The organism is Ruegeria sp. N8 (assembly GCF_056531325.1).
In genome coordinates this window covers 1-15,626 of record NZ_JBQFLQ010000010.1, presented here as the reverse complement: position 1 = coordinate 15,626, position 15,626 = coordinate 1, and the positions used below count along the sequence as shown (strand labels likewise).

Annotated in this window: 14 protein-coding genes and 1 pseudogene; 12 read left to right on the top strand and 3 right to left on the bottom strand. The window is 54.8% G+C overall.

Features of this window, described 5'->3' with window-relative positions; genetic code table 11:
- Positions 1-136: 136 nt before the first annotated feature.
- On the bottom strand, positions 137-1,174 hold the full coding sequence (locus ACR0C5_RS16510; protein WP_480877937.1) for a helix-turn-helix domain-containing protein: 1,038 nt from the start codon (positions 1,172-1,174) through the stop codon (positions 137-139).
- Between the two features lie 211 nt (positions 1,175-1,385).
- Here ACR0C5_RS16510 and ACR0C5_RS16505 point away from each other — a divergent pair, with 211 nt between their 5' ends.
- The 4 genes from ACR0C5_RS16505 (at position 1,386) to ACR0C5_RS16490 (ending at position 5,547) form a co-directional block, all read left to right on the top strand.
- Positions 1,386-3,041, top strand: a complete 1,656-nt coding sequence (locus ACR0C5_RS16505) for a sulfatase-like hydrolase/transferase (RefSeq protein WP_336510180.1) — start codon at positions 1,386-1,388, stop codon at positions 3,039-3,041.
- 108 nt (positions 3,042-3,149) lie between these two features.
- Positions 3,150-3,866, top strand: a complete 717-nt coding sequence (locus ACR0C5_RS16500; protein WP_480877934.1) for a porin family protein — start codon at positions 3,150-3,152, stop codon at positions 3,864-3,866.
- Positions 3,867-3,954: 88 nt separating this feature from the next.
- On the top strand, positions 3,955-4,815 hold the full coding sequence (locus tag ACR0C5_RS16495; RefSeq protein WP_480877932.1) for a tyrosine-protein phosphatase: 861 nt from the start codon (positions 3,955-3,957) through the stop codon (positions 4,813-4,815).
- 57 nt (positions 4,816-4,872) lie between these two features.
- Entirely contained in the window at positions 4,873-5,547 is a 675-nt protein-coding gene (locus tag ACR0C5_RS16490; RefSeq protein WP_480877930.1) for a lipid-binding SYLF domain-containing protein, read from the top strand.
- Positions 5,548-5,797: 250 nt separating this feature from the next.
- On the opposite strand, the gene ACR0C5_RS16485 is transcribed toward ACR0C5_RS16490, so the two are convergent.
- Positions 5,798-7,096, bottom strand: coding sequence for a tetratricopeptide repeat protein (locus ACR0C5_RS16485; protein WP_480877928.1), 1,299 nt, complete (start codon positions 7,094-7,096; stop codon positions 5,798-5,800).
- Between the two features lie 173 nt (positions 7,097-7,269).
- Here ACR0C5_RS16485 and ACR0C5_RS16480 point away from each other — a divergent pair, with 173 nt between their 5' ends.
- From ACR0C5_RS16480 to ACR0C5_RS16455, 6 genes are all read left to right on the top strand, one after another.
- A complete protein-coding gene (locus ACR0C5_RS16480) occupies positions 7,270-8,967 on the top strand; it encodes a sulfatase-like hydrolase/transferase (protein WP_480552516.1) in 1,698 nt (565 codons plus the stop codon).
- Between the two features lie 49 nt (positions 8,968-9,016).
- On the top strand, positions 9,017-9,499 hold the full coding sequence (locus tag ACR0C5_RS16475; RefSeq protein WP_170775044.1) for a hypothetical protein: 483 nt from the start codon (positions 9,017-9,019) through the stop codon (positions 9,497-9,499).
- Positions 9,500-9,562: 63 nt separating this feature from the next.
- Entirely contained in the window at positions 9,563-10,663 is a 1,101-nt protein-coding gene (locus tag ACR0C5_RS16470) for an alpha/beta hydrolase (protein ID WP_170775043.1), read from the top strand.
- 72 nt (positions 10,664-10,735) lie between these two features.
- A complete protein-coding gene (locus ACR0C5_RS16465; RefSeq protein WP_480505623.1) occupies positions 10,736-11,209 on the top strand; it encodes a DUF3300 domain-containing protein in 474 nt (157 codons plus the stop codon).
- Positions 11,210-11,223: 14 nt separating this feature from the next.
- Positions 11,224-12,033 carry a hypothetical protein gene (locus ACR0C5_RS16460; RefSeq protein ID WP_480877925.1) on the top strand — a complete coding sequence of 270 codons (810 nt, stop codon included), beginning with the start codon at positions 11,224-11,226 and terminating at the stop codon, positions 12,031-12,033.
- Between the two features lie 52 nt (positions 12,034-12,085).
- Positions 12,086-13,357: an MFS transporter gene (locus tag ACR0C5_RS16455; protein ID WP_480877923.1), complete on the top strand. Its 1,272-nt coding sequence runs from the start codon at positions 12,086-12,088 to the stop codon at positions 13,355-13,357.
- A gap of 146 nt (positions 13,358-13,503) precedes the next feature.
- Here the strand turns inward: ACR0C5_RS16455 and ACR0C5_RS16450 are convergent, their stop codons facing one another.
- Complete coding sequence (locus ACR0C5_RS16450; protein WP_480877921.1) at positions 13,504-14,298, bottom strand: IclR family transcriptional regulator; 795 nt, start codon at positions 14,296-14,298, stop codon at positions 13,504-13,506.
- A 267-nt stretch (positions 14,299-14,565) separates the two neighbouring features.
- On the opposite strand from ACR0C5_RS16450, the gene ACR0C5_RS16445 reads away from it, so the two are divergent.
- Together ACR0C5_RS16445 and ACR0C5_RS16440 are read left to right on the top strand one after the other, a co-directional pair.
- Positions 14,566-15,330, top strand: coding sequence for an SDR family oxidoreductase (locus ACR0C5_RS16445; protein WP_214648077.1), 765 nt, complete (start codon positions 14,566-14,568; stop codon positions 15,328-15,330).
- A gap of 16 nt (positions 15,331-15,346) precedes the next feature.
- Positions 15,347-15,626: pseudogene (locus ACR0C5_RS16440) on the top strand (2-hydroxyhepta-2,4-diene-1,7-dioate isomerase); the annotation flags it as partial.

Sequence of the window (15,626 nt, the reverse complement as noted above, 5' to 3'; positions counted from 1 at the left end):
TTGGTGCTTGCCACCGGAAACATGTTCATGGTGTCCCTTTTAGGGCGTCGCGGGCTGGATGACGGGTGGTGGGTATCGCCGGGCCCGTGTGTTCAAGCTCTAACCGCAAAATTTATGCCGAGGCGCTTGAAGACCGTCACGCACTGCGTCTCATCTGCGTCTCCGATGGCAATTCGCCAAAAAACAGCCGATAGTCTCGGGCGAATTGCCCCATGTGCCAAAACCCATGTTTGTTGGCTATATCGGCAATTGATTTCGCTCCAGCCCCGTTCAGTAGATCTTCGCGAACACCGTCCAATCGCAGTCGCATATAGTATGCTTTTGGACCATACCCGAAGCGTTCGTTGAAAGCGCGGTTCAGGGTGCGCAATGACGCGCCGGTTGCTGCGCACAGGTCTTCGATGGAAACGGGCTCCAGCGCATTGTCGTTCATCATCTCCAAAGCCCGGTTAAGGGCGCGGCGTCTGGTTTGGGCTGAACTCTTGTCTTGATGAATTGCGCTGCTGGTCAGGATGGCTAACACTTTGATCATCAGAGCTTCTTCAACATCTTCGCTCCACGGCTCATCCGAGTGTTTCAACAGATTTGCGATTTCTCGTTCCAGCCAATCCATTCTGCGCGCATTAACATCGGAAATCTGTATTCGCAGCGCCGGGCCTTCGCTTGCGATAGAATATCCGCAACACTGGGCGAGCTTCTGGAACCGCCGGGTGTTAAAAGAAACGACATTGCCAAAGAAACGTCCCGTAGACACGCCGTCGAAACCATCTTTGTTACCAAAAGTCAGAAAGGCGTCGTCGTCGAGCGCACATCCTTGCCAGGAATCTATTGTACCTCTGCGGGAAATGCCGAATGTGCTCCACCCGTCGGGTGAGACTCCGCGTTGGTGAACCGCACCGCTGAGCGAGATGTTCAAAACAGAACATGTCGGGCTAGAGCGCACCGCGATTTGTGTGGACAAAGGGCCGGGGTCAAGCTGGCGAAAATCCAGTTCCCAGGGCGTCATCGCGGCAAGGTCATTGGGATGCATCAGATCTAGCACGATTGCAGAAGGGGTCGCTTCAGCGGCCTTGGCATCGTATTCCTGAGGATTTGGCCGATTTTTGATGTGGTCCATTTCAGCATCCTGACAGTTTACCGGTAAAGAAAACAAACTGGAGGGGGGCCAAGTCAAGTGTCGCGTCAAGCTTCCAAGTCGCGCATGGGCAGACCACGCCTGCCAAATGCCGACGCCCGTTCCAAAAGGGTTGTGACCTTTGTCACCCCGCCCGAGTACCGACGCCTAACAGAGCTGGCACATCAGTCCGATCAATCATTATCGGCCCAATGCCACGACCTTCTTGTGGCGGCGTTGCAAGACGTAACCACCAACTGGAGAGCCTGCAGTGACGATTAGTTTGAGATATATGGCGTTGGCCACAACCATGTTTACATTCCTAACCGGGGGGCAGGTTGTTGCGCAAAGCGACCCAATTGTACACGACGGCGAATTCAGCTTTTTGCGTGCTCAGTTTGGAGAGGAGTGGGACGCGCAGGATCTCGAGATCGACGCCAAACTTGCTGAAATTCGTGAGGCCAACGGGGGTAAGCCTCCAAATTTTTTGTATATTCTGATTGACGACATCAGCTTCGGCCAGATGGGCGAGCGAAAGATGAACTATGTGATGGGGATCGAGACACCCAATATCAACGGTTTTGCCCGCGAAGGCATGTCGCTGATGCGGATGTACACTGAACCGTCCTGCACACCGACACGTACAGCTATGTTGACCGGTCGGCATCCGATCCGGGCCGGGGTTGAAGAGGTCAAGGTCGCTCTGGTTGGTGAGGGTCTGCCTGCCAGCGAAGTGACGCTTCCCGAGATTCTGAAAGAGGTGGGGTATAACACATCTCACGTTGGCAAGTGGCATCAAGGCGATATCGAAGAGGCCTATCCCCACAATCAGGGTTTCGACTACGCAGCCTTTCCGCTGCACCAACAGGTGCAGCTAAGCCTGATGACCCGCGAGGCAATGCAGGCCAACAATATGTTGGGATACCATGCCTCGGGTCAGAACAACCAATTTTTGCTGGACGAGCGCTTTAAACCCTACGGCTTGGTGACAGGGGTTGAGGCCGAAGCAGGCGGGCCCGCGCGCGAGGTTGAAATGGCCCCGGGCGAAGAGTGGACACAGGCCAAATATGAAGAGATGAATGAGCGCTATCAGGCGCAAGCTATGGAGCAGCTTGAGCGCGTTGCGGCGCTGGATGAGCCATTCTTTCTGCAATACTGGCCGCTTTACCCGTTGAACTTTGTCTACCCGGATCAAGCCCTCTCGCGCAACGGCGGGTTTCATGCGGACAAGTTGCAGCTTTTGGACGAATGGATCGGAGACGTTCTGGCCAAGCTAGAGGAGACAGGTGAGGCCGACAATACCATCGTCATGATCATGGCCGACAATGGTCTGATGTATCACTACGAAGGAACCTCTGGCCTGAACCAATTGATCTATCGCGGCGGCAAAACTCAGCATCTGGAAGGCGGGGTGCGCACGGATGCGTTTATTCGCTGGCCCGGTGTGATCGAAGCTGACAGCGCTGCAGGGGACATTTTCCACGTCTCGGATATTTACACCACGATCGCGCGCATTGCCGGGGCGACAGAATTCATTCCGCGCGACCGAGTAATTGACGGGGTCGACCAAACAGCGTTGCTGCTGGAGGGTGAAGGTAATGGGCGGCGTGATTATGTTTACGTCTACGAAGGCCCCGTGCTGCGGTCGATCGTCAAACAGGAATTCAAGATGCATCTGCCTGCGCCGGGTGCTCCGGGGGCTGCTGCGCCGACCTACAATGTCTATAGGGACCCGCGCGAAGAACATCCGCTAGTTGGGTATTCTCTTTGGGCCGGTGCCTCGTTCCAGGACATGGTCAAGCGACATCAAAAGATGATGGCCAAATATCCCAACTCGGAAATTGGTAAAGACATTCCCTACGGCGGTATTGAGAACTTGCGTCCTGAAAGCGAGGAAACACGCGACGTGTTCATGAGCTGGCAATAAACCACTCAGCCGGGCGCAGAGCTTGCACCTCTGCGCCCCTCCGCACTTAGAAATTTCACAAAGGCCCTGAAAATGAACAGTACCTTTTTCGCCGGAAAGAGATGGCGCTTGTCTGCGATTGCCTGCGCGTTTTGGGCCGGATTTGCTCTGCCCGCGAAGGCAGATAACCCGACCTGGGATTTTACCGCCTACCTGTATCTCTGGGCGCCCGCATTAAGCGGTGAAACAACCACTGGGAACAGCATCGATGTAAGTTTCGGCGACATTCTGGACAATCTCGACTTCGGGTTGATGGGCGCTGTCGAAGCGCGACGCGCAAAGCTTTCGGTCTTTGTCGATGCCCTGTATCTAAACCTGAGCAACGATCAAAATAGTGCCGTCGGTCCGGGTATCCCTGCCTCTTCGGATGTCGATGTCGAAGGGACCGTATTTACGGGCTCGGTTGGATACGATTTGGTTGATGCGCCAGGCACCCTTTTCACAGTTTTAGGCGGGGTAAGAAGCCTGAACCTAGACAATACCGTTGACATCGAAGTCTCCGGCGGCTCGCAACGTGTGTCGGGTAAGATCAACAACTGGGACGTTGTGGTCGGTCTGCGTGGAACACGCCAGTTCAGTGATCGTTGGGGGATGTCCTACTATGCGGATATCGGTGCCGGAGAAAGTGACCTGACAACTCAGCTTAGCTTGGCTGCAAATTATAAGATCAACAATTGGGACCTGGTGCTGGGCTATCGGTATCTCGATTGGAACATCGGTAATTCGCAGGCGATTTCGGATTTGACCTTTGACGGTCCCTTCGTCGGCGCTCGGTTTGATTTCTAAGGTCGAAACGTGACCCAAACCTGAGGTTCACCAAACCCTTGACGGTCATTCCCATCATCACCCTAAGACCACCCGGAAGGAGAAACAAATGACCATTGTACGCGCGGCAATCGTAGCTCTCGCCTTATGCGGGTTGGGGGATGCTGAGCAAACGCAAGCCTCCGAGGATCGCGCCATCCCGATTGAAGGCGTGGCCAATACCAGGGACTTAGGCGGATTGCAGACCAAAGACGGGCGCAGCATTCGAACCGGGCAACTTATTCGTTCCGGTGAAATTGATCGTATGGGTGCCGACGGAATGGCTCTTGTCGAGGATCTGGGGGTTACTTCTATAGTGGATCTAAGAACCACGTTGGAATCGACTGCTGACCCTGTTTTGTGGCCGGATGGACAAGGGCCTGAACGCTACAATTTCCCGGTCATGGAACAAGAGGCTCAGATGATCGAAGACATGCGTGCAAGCATCAAGTCAGGGACGGCGACCGAGACGCAAACGGACACTCTCTTTTTCGAGGCCTTCGGATATATCGCCACTGACTACACAAAAGAATTTCGTGCTTTGTTTGACGTCCTGATCGAGCAACCGGAGGGGGAGGCTGTGCTGTATCACTGCTCGGGTGGAAAAGACAGAACCGGTGTTGCCACTGCCTTGGTGTTGAGCGCGTTGGGCGTCACCCAAGAAGACATCGAGGCAGATTTCATGATGAGCAACGTTCTCAAGGATGCCCGCAACGCATCCGTGAAAATTGCTGATCAAGTGAACGCTGAACGCGGCACGAGCATGACCCCTGAAGCGGTCTGGCCCTCGTTGGGTGTTCGAATGGAGTATTTGAATAACTTCTATAGCAGTGTGAACGAGACTTACGGTTCGGTCGACAATTACCTGCATGAGGGCCTTGGGCTGACAGATCAGGATCTGGAAAAGCTGCGCAATAGATACTTGAACTAACCCGAAGTAAGCTGTGCTATCTGTTACAGCATGTGCTTTTTTGCCAAGTCACTTCGGATGAACAGGGAGGATAAGATGTTGCGTTTCATATTTTTCGCCGCATTTTTGTTTGTTGGCATTTTAGGGTTTCCCACCGAGCAATCCGCATATGCGGAAAACCTTCTGGACAAGGTGACGAAAGGCGTTTCCGACGCGGCCAAAAAGGCAGGTGATGTCGCTGAAACTGCAAGCGAGGCTGTTTTGGACACGACCAGTGGTTTGACCGCGTCCGAAATCGACAATGGGGCAAGTGCCGCACTTGATCAATTGTACAGCAACTCATCCGAAGCCAGAGACTTGTCCGAAGAAGCGATAGCCATTTTGATTTTTCCGAAAGTCACTGCAGGTGGCTTGGTCGTCGGAGGTCAATTCGGTGAAGGCGCCATGCGAGAGAATGGGGTCACAACGGGCTACTACAATATTGCGGGTGCCTCATACGGGTTTCAGGCGGGTGTTCAGCAATTCTCATATGCAATGTTCTTCATGAACGACGCTGCCCTTGAATATTTTCGCAACAACAATGGCTGGGAGGCAGGCACCGGACCGACACTGGTTGGTGGTGATCAAGGCTGGTCTGTTTCCATGGGCACCAATGACCTTCAAGGAGATATCGTACCAATAGTGTTCGGTCAGGAAGGTTTGATGGCGGGAACTAGTCTTAAGGGGACAAAGATCAGCAAGATCGATAAGTAAAGGCGGAGTTAAACCTTTGGGTTTGCAGTGGATGCTGGTTGTTCTACCGATCTCGGTCATCCCTTTTGTTCTTCGGCAAAAAAGTGTGCCTGCTGTTGCCTATGTGAAGCCCAAACCATGTTTGCGCGATCGACATAGCTCCGAAGCATGTAGGCGGAGTCCGCGTGATCGTAACTGGCCGCGACACGTCTCCGCTCGCTAGCTCAACCCACGCAATCAAAAAAGAAAACAATACTACAATCGAATGGACTTATCGCGAGACCGGATCGATCCATCCAGCAGCCGCCAATTGTCGCAAAACACGTTCGGCATCGGCTATGTCCTCGAACAAGGCTTTTAGGACCTGCGAAACACGGCTTTCCGGCCACGATGTTTGAAACGCAACAACCATTTCCCTAGCTTTTTCATGCTGTCCAGATGCTTGATAGGCAGCGATAAGATGGGCGGTGTTGATCTCGCTTATGGGACCGCCAGAGCGGACCGCTTGCGTCAGGTGAGTGATCGACTTTTGGTATTCACCCGCGTGGAAATACGCATTCCCCAACGTGTTGCGCCAAGGCAGCCCCCGTCCGGGGCGATGTTGATGAAGTTTTGGGTTTGCGTTGGCTATCGCCCGTTCGAAATCGCCCGAAAACACCGAAATTATGGCATCGATTTCAAGCGCGTATAGGTCATCGGGCTCAAGCTCTAAGGCACGGCGACTGGAGGTTTGCGCTGAAGCAAAATCGCGACGTACCATTTGCGAAAAGGCCCTGGCGGAATGGCTCCATGATTTGGTCGAATCCAGTTCGAGCGCGCGTTCCGCCAATTCATTAGCTGATTGCATATAGGCCTGACGCATCTCCGCGTTGGGGGACAGCCCGGCAAGAATGGTCGACGCCTGCGAAGCCCCCGCGTAGCTGCCATAGTAGTTCGGGTCCAGTCGCATTGCCTCTTCGAACATGTCCAGCGCTGCTGAAACGCGTACCAGTTCGGGCGCAGGAAACAGCAAGCCCCGCGCCTCTTGGGTCATGTTTCTGGCCAACAGGTTGGTGGGATTATTTTCGAACAACGCGGATCGTGCTTCAGGCGATAGCGCCTCAGGGGTTGTGTCCGTGCGCAAGAAGCTGAAATAGACCGCTGCCACAAGCCCTGCAACAAGAGTGCCACCCAGAACCCATTTTACCCGAAATGTGGGACGAGCCCGAGGGGCCAGCTCGGTCGTCTTAGACTTCAGTTCGAAACGAGGGGTGTAGCCTCCCTTGTCGATATAAATACGCACCGGGTCCCCTCGACCTTCGGTGCCATAGTAAAGATCCAACCTTTGGCGCAATCTGGTGGCATCGACCCTGACCACGTTTTCTGGCGCGCCATCGGCACATGGGCCTTTGTGGTACACCTCTTCCAGGATCCTTTTTCCCAAAATCATGTCTGGTCGCCCGGCCAGTTCCTGTTCGACCACGTAGGTCAGGAAAGCCCTCAGGCGTTCGGCCCCGCCGAATTCGTCGCTTTCAACAACGCGACGCAGAGCGGCTTGCTTTTCCTCTCTGTCAATTTCGGTTTCGGTCATAGGCGGGTCGCCTCACAGACAATCTGTAACGGTTACACGCCCCAAGTTACATTGTTCGGTGGCGTTTTGCATCATCCAATTGTCTGCACAACCATCTGATGGTTCAGGCTGTTTCGGAAGTTTCCGACCCGCAGGGCGATCAGGGTTCTTGGATCAGAAAACGGGATGATAGCATGACAGAGCCGCGCAATAGCCACACCCTCGCAACCGCGCTGATAGCAGGTATTTCGGTGTTGACCGGCACGCAAGTCGGCGCGCAGAGCGGGCCGATCGTCAGGGACGCCGAATACTACATTCTCGAAGCGCAGAACGGCGAAGAATGGGCGCGCGAAGATCAGGAAATCGACGCTACACTGGCCCAATTTCAGGACGCCAATGACGGCAAGCCGCCGAATGTTCTGTATATCTTGATTGACGATATCGGCTTTGGCGATCTGGGCAGTGAAACCCTGAACATGATCCGTGGCTACAAGACCCCCGCGATCAATCAATTCGCCGCCGAAGGTATGCGGCTGGCGCGGATGTATACGGAACCTTCCTGCACACCAACCCGCGTGGCTTTTATGACCGGCCGACAGCCGCATCGGAATGGGATGGGCAACACGCAGGTCGAGTTAGCGGGCTTCGGCCTAGCTGAAGATGAGGTGACACTGGCCGAGCTGCTGTCAGATGCAGGATACAACACCGCCCATATCGGAAAGTGGCACATGGGCGATATCCGCGAGTCCTGGCCAAATTACCAAGGTTTCGATTTTGCGGCTTTTCCGATCCATCAGCAGGGTCAGTTGACGATCTATCACGACGATGCAGCCGACGAGGAGGTCTCGATTGGGATCGGCGACAACAACTATGACGATCTCTATACGATGGATCGTTGGTTGCGCACTGACGCTTCGCGTTTGGCCACTGGAGTGGAAGGCGTGCGCAACGAGGACGTGCGCGAGGTCCATATGGAACCGGGCGAACGTTGGAACGAAGCCAAGTACCATGAAATGAACGTGCGATATCAAGAGCAGGCAATGGAACAGCTACGTAGCCTTGCCGCCAAGGACGAGCCGTTCTTCTTGCAATACTGGCCGCTTTATCCGTTAACCGGACCGCGCACGACAACCAGCGAATACACGACGCCCAATGGCGGTCACTATGTCGAGAAAATGAAGCTGGTGGACACCTGGATCGGCGACCTTTTGGCCGAGATGGAGACGTTGGGCGTCGCCGACAACACCATCGTCATCATTATGGGTGACAACGGACATTTCACAAAATACGCGCCTCAGTCAGGTTACACGCCCATGATCTTCAGGGGCGGCAAGGGTGCCACGACCGAGGGTGGCGTTCGCGTGGACGCCTTTGTTCGCTGGCCCGAGATGATCCAGGCCGGATCGGTTGTTGGCGATATGGTCCATGTCACCGATCTGTTCACAACGCTAGCGCGTGTGGCTGGGGCCACCGATGCAATTCCGCGGGATCGGGTTATCGACGGCATTGACCAGACGTCCCTGCTGCTGAATGGCGAGGCGCATGGCCGCCGGGACTACGTGTTCCTCTACAACATCGACAAGTTGGAGGCCGTGGTTAAAGAGCAATACAAGCTGGCGATCCCCGGCGGAAACATCGAAAATGCGATCCTCGCGGATTTCTACGACCTGTTTCGCGACCCGCAGGAAAAATATCCCGTCTCGACCGAGATCGGTGCCTGGGGCAGCGCGAAATTCGTCAACATGATCCAGCGGCATTTCCTACGCAAACAGAAATACCCCGATACGCCTCCGGGCACCGGTGTCCCTTATGACGGGATCGTCAACCTACGTCCCGAAACCAAGGCTGTTGTCGAGGAGTTCTTCTTCATGCGGCAAACACCCGAACAATAAGTCCCCCGAGACACATCCTTTGAAACCCTATTCCGAGTAGGAGACCGCAATGATCCCGTTTATTTCTAAGAAAACAGCACTCAATACCGTTGCCATCCTGGCGCTTTCCTTTACTCAGATACCTGCGGCCACAGCGCAGACGGCCAATGCCCCCTGCGGAGAAAACCTGCCGCTTTCCGGAAAGATCACCTTTAACGGCCAAAGCTTCTCGATCCTTGTTGGGGTTCGATGGGGCAAAGGTGTTCTGACCTTGAATGACGGGCAAGAGATCCCCTTCTCGGCCAACGGCGTGAAGGCCTTGGAGTCGGGTGCTCGCGTGGGCGAGATTGAGGGTGAGGTATATGGTCTGACCGACCCGCTGGATTTTGTTGGGCAATATTTCGGAGTGGCCGGTGGTGTTGTCCCGGTTCAATCGGCTGGTGATATTACGCTGGTCAACGCTGCGTGCGTAGTGATCGTTGCGCGCCATAAATCCACGGGTGTAAAGCTGTCGGCCCCGGTGGAACAATCCATAAAGATTCAGTTCCAATGACGCCTCCGGGGGGCGCCCAATATAGCGGCCCCACTCGACGGACCTGTAACAGGACTGGTTTCAATGCGCTTTTTGATCGTCATGCTGCTAAGTGTTTGCGCGGGGTGCGGCGGGCCCCAAAACCTTGTGGGCGTCGAAACCGCAATACCGGTTTCCAGCGTTCCGGAACTCACCCGCCATAGGATCTACATTGCGACGCCGCGCGCACTGTCTGACGACCCATCCGAGTTCTTTTCAGGCGACCGCGCCTCTGACATGAGTTTTGCTGCTGTCGACGTCACCATCCCCCCGGATCATCAGAAAGGGAATATTGAACGTCCGTCATCCCTGCCTGCCGACCCACGCAAGCATTTCGTGATCACAGCACCGCAGTTGTTCAGTGACGGAACCCAATTCCGGCAAGAAGTCAGCCGTTCGGTGCGAGCTTTGCCCCGCAATGATCACGAAGTGCTGTTGTTCGTGCATGGATATAACACGAACCTGACCAGCGCGGTTTTGCAAATGGCCCAATTCGTCGAAGATTCCGGATATAAGGGGGTCCCGATCTTGTTCACCTGGGCTTCAAGCGGGCAGACCGTCAAATATGTCTACGACATAAACAGCGCCCTGATCGCTCGAGATCACCTGGTCAGCATGTTTTCCGTCATGGAAAGCAGCAACATTGAAGGATACGATCTAGTGGCTCATTCGATGGGCACATTCCTGGTCATGGAGGCCGGGCGGCAGATTTCAATGACGACCGGGCTGAACCCGACGGGGAAGGCCCAAAACGTCGTTCTGGCCGCACCCGATATAGATATAGATCTGTTTCTGACGCAAATTCGCAGGTTTCCGGAACAGTATCGACGGTTCGTCGTGCTTGTGTCTCAGGATGACAAGGCGCTCAGGGCCAGCCAACGGGTCGCCGGCGGTGTCTCGCGTCTGGGACAGATCCCAGCCGAGGATTTGGCCGAACTGGGCGTTAATGCAATCGACCTTAGCGCAGTCAAAAATACGGGCTCATTGGCACATTCGAAATTCAAGGACTCGCCCGAAATCGCGCAGTTGATCGGCACTGCCCTGAGTGAAAACTCAAGTTTTGAATCGGATGTCAGTTTCCCTGTGGGTCGCAAAATTGGCACCGGCATCGACGGGCTGCTGCAAGTTGTGAGGGTGGGCGGATGAATAGACCATCCAGTCGCGCCAGTAACTGCCTTGTCCTCGGCTTCAGCGAATTTCGGAAAAGGAATCCCTGAGATGCGCACAAGATCGACCGTTTTTTTGGCATTTCTATGGATCGCTGCCGTGTTGGTTGCACCCGTCGGAGCAACGGCGCAGAACACAACGACCGAGCAAGCGGCAGAAACAGCGGACGAGGCCCAGTTTACGGCGGAAGAGCTTCAGAAACTTACCACTCCGGTTGCGCTTTATCCGGGTACGCTGCTGATTCAGATGCTTGTCGCGGCGACCTACCCGCTTGAAGTGTCCAAGGCAGATCAGTTTGTTCAGGATAACGCGGGCCAACAGCCGGACGCCCGCAAGACGCTGATCGAAGAACAGGGTTGGGATGGCAACGTGACAGTGTTGGCCACCGCATTCCCGGAAACACTGAAGAAAATGGCCGCACATACCGAGTGGACCGAAACGATCGGGGCCACAACCCCGGCCAACGCGTGGTGCAGACGACCCGCGGCGCAGATAGTCCGTCACATGCAAAATGACGCTGGTTGAGGAGAAATTGAAACATGCATCGGAAAAATTTGTCCGAAACACACCGGAGTAGCCATCAGGGAAAACGTACCCAGATCGCAGCATGGAAGCCTGCAGTCGCCTTGGCGCTGACTTTTGCACCTCTTTCCGGACAGGCTCAGGAGGCGGCATCTGGGTGGGATTTCGCGCTGACCCCATATCTTTGGATGCCCAGTCTGAATGGCGATGTATCTCCGGGGCCTCGAGCGCCGACATTGGGTGTCGACGCGTCTTTCAGCGACTTGCTGGACGAACTGGAAATCGGTTTCATGATCGCTGGATCAGCAACAAAGGACAGGTTCGGGGTTTTTGGCGATCTTCAGTATTTTGACTTCAATTCCAGCGCCTCAACACCTGGCCCAGCCTTTAGCTCGGCCGTTGTTGACACCGATATTCTGATTGCAACGCTTGGGCCGGAATACGTGGCCCTCGCAACGCAAACATCCGAATTGAGTCTGGCGGTTGGCCTTCGGTATTATGACGTATCCATTGACGGTTCGCTCAGTGCCGGGACCGTTCCGGGCCGTGAGGTCAGCGGAGGGGACGATTGGTTCGATGGTATCATTGGTCTTCGCGGTCAATCATATGTTTCAGAAGACTGGTATGTGACGGGTTGGGCATTTGTCGGAGGTGGGGGGTCGGATTTCACCTCGGATGTGTTCGGCGGTTTCGGCTACCGGGTAAGTAAAACCGTGGATGTGGTCGGTGGCTACCGGTACTTCTCTGTCGATCGCGAGGATGGAGACGGGTTCGTCTATGACGTTGAACAGCACGGTTTGCTCATTGGAGTGAAATTCAAGCTGTAGACAACGACAACTGTCGTCGGGGCCGTAGCTTGCAAACCAATATGAGGCTGAAATGACAATATCCATTGTGTCTCTGCGTTCGTTGTTTGTGTCCATTGGAATGATCCACCTGTCGACGGCGGCTTTGGGCACCTTGGTGTCATTGCGCATTGCGGATTCCGGTGGCAGCCAAGAGGCAGCGTCTTTCGTCGCTGCAAGCTATTCTCTGGGTTTCTTGCTTGGGTGTTTTTTTGTCTTTCGGCCTTTGGCCCGGATTGGTCACATACGGGCATTTGCAGCCTCGGCGGCATTGTGCAGCCTGTGTGCCCTGTTGTTGTCGATCTCAGAAAACACCTTTGTCCTGATTGCTGCGCGATTTGCGACCGGATTGGCTACGGCCAGTCTGTATTCCATTGGGGATGCGTGGATCAACGACTCTGCACCCGCAAATAGCAGAGGGCGCATCCTGTCCATCTACTACATCGTTTTGGGTGTGACCTCTGTCGCAAGCCAGGCCTTTATCATACTGTTCTCGGGCGATTTGTCCGAGGCGTTTGTGATGATGTCCGCACTTTATTCGATTGCGATCATCGTTCTGGTGCCGACTCGAACCTCTCCCCCCAGTGTGCCTGCGCACGCGCAGTTGCGCCTTATCGCGTCCTTCCGGGAATCCCCAACCGCGTTCATCGGAGTGTTTGTGAACGGCTTCGTATTGGCGCTGCTGCTGACTGTTTTGCCTTATCAGGCTTCGGTCGCAGGGATGAGCGCAAATATGATCGCGTTTGTCGTGGCAGCCTTCTACTTGGGACGTATTCTGTTTCAGTTCCCAATCGGCCACGCATCAGATCGAATGGACCGCCGCTATATGATCGCAGCGATGTCACTGAGCGCCGCCTTGACCGTCATGATCCTGTCAATTGCCTCACGCAACGAGGGGTTTACAATCGCCGGGGAAAGCGGGCTCGTGCTGCAAGTTGTCATGATAATCGGCTCTGTGTTTCTGGGAGGACTGATCATGCCGCTCTATTCGGTCCTTGTTGCGCATGCCATGGACCGTACAGTTCCTGTTTATGTAGGCGCCACAGCTGTCACCTTATTGTTTGTTTACACCGTCGGCAGCGTGGTCGGGCCAATTTTTGGGGGTATCGGATCTCTTCTTGGCAGTGACAGAGCGGTCCAATGGATGTGTTGGGTGCTGATGCTGGTCGCTGGTATGTTCACCGTTATCCGCCTCAAAATGCGCGAGAGCGTCCCCCACGCTGAAGCAGCCAGTGGGGTAGCCGCGTCTCCGACGTCGGTGTCCATATCCCCAGAAACAAAAAGGCCCGAGCATTCGCGTTTCTAAGCGATTTCTGAAGGAAACTTTGCGTCGGTTTAAGCCGGTAACAAGTCAACGGCAGTCGGCCGAGGGCTGCCGCAATTACTGCACCGGGTACCCTGCGTCCGTTGTTGGGTCAGCGGAGCTTCAATGGGGTCACATAACCTTTCCCGTCAATGCTCGGTCAGTAAACTGCTTTCGCCAGAGTAGAAATTGGTAAGCTCGTCGGCCAAAGACTGATACAACAGATGTACTTCATCCAACGATGGCACGTCTAACTTGTCGATACGCTCGACATAGGGGCAGTTCACGACACAAATTGGCACACGTTCACGGTCGAAGACGGGAAAGGCAAGGTTCGTGACGCCCACTGCTGTTGCAGATGGCATACGCTCGTAACCAACTTCCCGAATACGGCTCACATGCTCTAGGAACTCACTGCGGTCGATTTCCGGTTCTCCCTGTGCCAACCGATGCATATCCAGAAGTTCTTCGATCTGCTGGTCGCTTCGATACGCAGCCAAAACGCGGCCAGTACCTGTGTTGCTTAGGCCAATGACAGTGCCTACGCGCAACGAAAACACCCAATTTCCTGGGGCCGAAACCGAAGCAACGACGACGATGTCTCCATTGCTTTCCATACCAAGGTGACAAGACTGCCAGGCAAGTCTGGTGACTGCGCGCATTTTGGGGGAGGCAACCTCCATCAGGCGTTCAATTGGTGGATGCCCCTGGGACACTGCGAACATTTTCAGGCTTAGGGAGTAAAGATCACCGTCCTTCGATCGAACGACATACCCCCGCCGCACCAATGTGGATAGCATTCGGTAAATTTCGCTTTGCGAACGTTGCAAGGCTCGCGCAATTTCACCTTGTGATATTCCGTCGCCGTGAAGGGCAAGAAGCTCAATAATATCAAGTCCTTTTTCTAAAGCTGGAGCGCGGTATTTCTCGGACGAATTTGCCACTTTGCCCTCCTTGTCAGGCCGATGAGTCTGAGCGTTCGATCATCGCTTGGGTCGTAATCAGAAGTCAATGTTGATTTATAAATGAAAGTATGATTTGCATTTAAATAATATAGTGGGGAGGAATCGTGGTAGAAAAGACCGCCCAAGCCAAATTCCAGAGCGCTGACGCACTGCTGGTCTGAGCGAGGCTGAAGTCCAATGTTAAACCCAGGCTAAAGGCGGCTGGCTTTGATCGCTCACATCGGCCAACACATAACATCTGAACTAATGATCGAGATCGATATGAACCCAACTCAGGGCCGAATGGCCGGAAAAAAAGCTTTGGTTACCGCTGCGGGGCAAGGCATCGGACGCGCCAGCGTCGAGAGGTACGTGGCCGAGGGCGCTCAGGTGATAGCTTGCGACATCAACGACGACACCTTGGCTGAACTGGCCGAACTCGAAGGTGTCACCGCGTTGAAGCTGGATGTCACAGACGCGGATGCAGTGACAGAAGCGGTGGAGCAAACCGGTCCTCTGGATGTTCTGTTCAACTGCGCAGGCTTTGTGGGCGCGGGCTCGATCTTGGATTGTGACGAGGGCCAGTGGGATTTCAGTTTTGATCTGAACGTCAAGGCAATGTACCGGCTGGCCAAGCTGGTGCTGCCGGGCATGTTGGAGGCCGGCGGGGGGTCGATCATCAACATGTCCTCGGTTGCGTCTTCGATTAAGGGTGTGCCGAACCGGTTCTCTTATTGCACGTCCAAGGCTGCGGTGATCGGGCTGACAAAGTCAATTGCAGCGGATTTCGTAACACAGGGCATTCGCTGCAACGCAATTTGCCCCGGAACCGTAGACAGCCCCAGTTTGCATGACCGTTTGCGGGCAACTGGTGACTACGATCAGGCACTGAAAGACTTTATCGCGCGGCAACCGATGGGGCGGATTGGCCACGCAGACGAGATTGCAGCGCTGGCGACCTATCTGGCCAGCGATGAAAGTGGATTTACCACTGGACAGACTTTCGCCATCGACGGCGGCTGGACCGTGTAAGCAAGGAGAGACTTAGATGAAACTGCTGCGTTATGGCCTGGCTGGTCAGGAAAAGCCGGGGCTGCTGGATGGAAACGGCGCGATCCGTGATTTGTCGGGCACGATTGGAGACATCTCGGGCGAGGTGTTGTCCGATGCCGGTCTTGATGCTTTGCGAGCTATCGACACGGCAACCTTGCCGTTGGTCGAGGGCAACCCGCGCATTGGGGCCTGTGTGGGCCAGGTGGGCAAGTTCATCTGCATCGGCCTGAACTATGCCGACCACGCCGCCGAAAGCGGCATGGAGCTGCCCGCCG